Consider the following 3905-nt stretch of genomic DNA (forward strand, 5'->3'; position numbering starts at 1 on the left):
GCATTATCTGAACATAAAACACTATCAGTAAGTTGGAGTCATTACCGAATATCGGATGATTTGTATCGGAACTCATTACACCATGCGTTCCGATTAACGCCGCATAGCCAGTTGAACTTTGCTACTCTGTGAAAGGTAGTACCGTCTATCCAGTGCGGATTTAATTAATGGAATAAATGATTATGAGTGATAATGATACAATCCCGAAGAAGTCTACAAGCCAGATTAACAAAGCGGTATTCTTTACATCTGCTTTGCTAATTTTCCTTCTTGTCGCCTTTGCCTCCGTATTCCCGGAGGTCGCCGACAAAAATTTTAAACTACTACAGCAACAAATCTTCACGAATGCCAGCTGGTTCTACATCCTTGCTGTGGCCCTGATTTTACTAAGTGTCACGTTCCTTGGACTCTCACGCTACGGTGATATCAAGCTGGGCCCGGACCATGCGCAGCCTGATTTCAGCTACCATTCCTGGTTTGCGATGCTTTTTTCGGCAGGGATGGGGATCGGCCTGATGTTCTTTGGCGTTGCCGAACCTGTAATGCATTATCTTTCGCCTCCCGTTGGCACTCCAGAAACCGTTGCGGCAGCCAAGGAAGCAATGCGTCTGACCTTCTTCCACTGGGGACTGCACGCATGGGCAATTTATGCCATTGTGGCGCTGATTCTGGCGTTCTTCAGTTACCGTCACGGTCTGCCTTTAACTCTGCGCTCCGCACTCTATCCCATTATTGGCGATCGCATATACGGGCCTTTAGGCCATGCGGTTGATATTTTCGCTGTTATAGGCACGGTCTTTGGCGTCGCGACATCGCTGGGTTACGGTGTTTTGCAGGTGAATGCCGGTTTGAACCATCTTTTCGGGGTGCCCATCAATGAAACGGTGCAGGTTATTCTGATCGTGGTCATCACGGGGTTAGCGACGATTTCAGTGGTGTCCGGCCTGGATAAGGGAATACGTATCCTGTCTGAGCTCAATCTGGGTCTGGCGTTGTTGCTCCTGGTGCTGGTCCTGTGTCTGGGACCAACCGTGCTTCTGCTAAAGTCATTTGTGGAAAATACGGGCGGTTATCTTTCGGAACTGGTGAGTAAAACGTTCAACCTTTACGCGTATGAGCCTAAGTCGAGCAACTGGCTGGGGGGCTGGACATTACTGTACTGGGGATGGTGGCTTTCATGGTCGCCGTTTGTGGGGATGTTCATCGCACGGGTCTCCCGCGGGCGAACCATTCGCGAGTTTGTCACCGGCGTGCTGTTTGTTCCCGCGGGTTTTACGCTAATGTGGATGACAGTGTTTGGTAACAGCGCGATCTATCTCATTATGAACCAGGGGGCCACAGACCTCGCCAATACTGTTCAGCAGGATGTGGCGCTGGCCCTGTTTAATTTCCTGGAGCATTTCCCGTTCTCTTCCGTGCTGTCATTCATCGCAATGGCGATGGTCATCGTCTTCTTTGTCACGTCTGCTGACTCGGGGGCAATGGTAGTTGATACTCTGGCATCAGGTGGAGTGGCAAACACACCCGTCTGGCAGCGAATATTTTGGGCCTCGCTCATGGGCATTGTCGCAATTGCGCTTCTCCTTGCCGGAGGGCTAAGTGCGCTGCAAACAGTGACAATAGCGAGTGCATTGCCTTTCTCAGTGATCTTACTGATATCCATATACGGACTTTTAAAAGCTTTGCGCCGGGATTTGACCAAGCGTGAAAGCCTGAGCATGGCGACAATTGCTCCTACGGCTGCACGTAACCCAATTCCCTGGCAGAGAAGGTTACGCAATATCGCGTATCTGCCGAAGCGATCTCTTGTGAAACGTTTTATGGACGACGTCATCCAGCCCGCCATGACGTTGGTTCAGGAAGAGCTGAACAAGCAGGGGACGATAAGCCACATCAGTGACGCAGTCGAGGATCGTATTCGTCTTGAAGTCGATTTGGGTAACGAGCTGAATTTTATATATGAAGTGAGGCTTCGCGGGTATAGCTCACCGACCTTCGCGCTCGCCGCGATGGATAATAATGAGCAGCAGACTGAACAACATAGATATTATCGCGCTGAGGTATATCTCAAAGAAGGCGGTCAAAATTATGATGTGATGGGCTGGAACCAGGAGCAGCTGATTAATGACATACTGGACCAGTACGAAAAACATCTGCACTTCCTGCACCTGGTTCGTTAATAGCAACATGCCGTCCTGGGGGCGGCAATTATTTATCCCGGCCGCAATATGAGGAATGCAGAATGATTTCACGCTGGAAATGGATTCTGAAGCAGACAGTTAAAAAGCTATGGTTCAGGGCAACGTTATTCGCCATTGTCGCGATAATAACGGCCCTTTTATCAATTCTTTTTAAATCAATGATACCTGAGTCGGTTTCCGTGAAGGTTGGTGCGGAAGCAGTCGATAACATTCTGAACATACTGGCATCGAGTATGCTGGCAGTGACCACTTTTTCGTTGAGTATCATGGTCACAGCCTACGGTTCAGCCACTACTAATGTGACTCCCAGAGCTACGCGTTTAGTTGTTGAAGACGTAACCACACAAAATGTACTGGCCACCTTCATCGGTTCTTTTCTCTTCAGTCTGGTAGGGATTATTGCCCTCAGTATGGGAGCTTATGGAGAAAGGGGGAGAGTCATTTTATTCATTGTCACACTGGTTGTCATTGCCTTAATCCTCATCACATTGCTTCGCTGGATACAGCATTTGACCTCTCTGGGAAGGGTAGGTGAGACAACGGCAAAAGTAGAACAGGCGGCCATCGAAACATTTATTGCGAGAGCAAGAAATCCCTGTCTCGGCGGATATCCATGGCTTGAGAACAATGAACAGCCGAAAGGAACGGTTGCAGTTTATCCGAAGAAGATTGGCTATGTTGAATATATTGATATGGTGAAACTTAGCAAGCTGCTGACCAATGATCCCCGTCATGTATACCTCGTGGCGCAGCCAGGCAGTTTCATACATCCATCCATGCCCGTTTTGTACCTGAGTCAAGGCCAGGAGTCATCAATCAGCGCCGATTTACTTGAGACGATTATTGTCTCGGATGTACGTTCATTTGCTCAGGATCCCCGATTTTGTCTTAGCGTCATGGCCGAAATAGCCTGCCGGGCACTTTCCCCCGCAGTGAACGATCCTGGAACCGCCATTGATGTCATTGGCAGAGGTGTTCGTATACTTTCCACTTACGCGCAGAATAAATCTGATGAAATAGAAGTGAAATATCCTTCAGTTCATGTTGCACCACTTCAGAATAACGATCTACTGGAAGACTTTTTCTCACCTGTCGCGCGCGATGGTGCCGGTATGAGGGAGATTCAGATAAGAGTCCTTAAAGGACTGTCTATGCTGAGTAAGGGTTGGCCTGGGATATTTTCTGAGGCCGCGCATAATTTAGCATTTGAAACATTAGAGCATGCAATACGTGCTGACCATATAGATTCTGACAGATGTCTAATAAAATCAATTTATTATAATTTATTTAGTGGTGAAGACTCTAATAAAAAACCATAGTTGTGGGGAAAGTAATTAGGCCGCAGGAAAGATAATGGCAAAAAAAATTCCGAGAATGGGCGTCTGTTTTGTGGCATATGCGGGCGTGTTAATTGCGAGATGTATTAACCTATGGAGAGCAGTTCCATCTATACTCCTGTTAGCCCATGCTGGAAATATTGTTATCACTAGTCCTATCACGGAAAAGTTAATTGTATATTCTAACCCTACGCAGTATTCCGCTTAATGGCTTGCTTCTTTGTGTCTTTTCCCAACAGTATCCGACAATAAAAAGTACGTGAAGTAAACCCAACAAAATAACGCTGAACTGTATGGTCAGTCAATGTATTAGATTAACAGCTTTCGGGTATTTTTCTAGTGCTTTGAAAAAAGGAATATCAGACAT

2 protein-coding genes are annotated in these 3905 nt (G+C 47.1%); both read left to right on the plus strand.

What is annotated here, in order from left to right; all coding sequences use genetic code 11:
- Positions 1-182: 182 nt before the first annotated feature.
- Positions 183-2180, plus strand: coding sequence for a BCCT family transporter (locus VZP09_RS24605; protein ID WP_023307506.1), 1998 nt, complete (start codon positions 183-185; stop codon positions 2178-2180).
- Positions 2181-2242: 62 nt separating this feature from the next.
- On the plus strand, positions 2243-3520 hold the full coding sequence (locus VZP09_RS24610) for a DUF2254 domain-containing protein (protein ID WP_023343081.1): 1278 nt from the start codon (positions 2243-2245) through the stop codon (positions 3518-3520).
- Positions 3521-3905 lie beyond the last annotated feature (385 nt).

It is taken from the genome of Klebsiella sp. EMBS2024 (assembly GCF_036233805.1).
Classification (GTDB): Bacteria; Pseudomonadota; Gammaproteobacteria; order Enterobacterales; family Enterobacteriaceae; genus Klebsiella; species Klebsiella pneumoniae.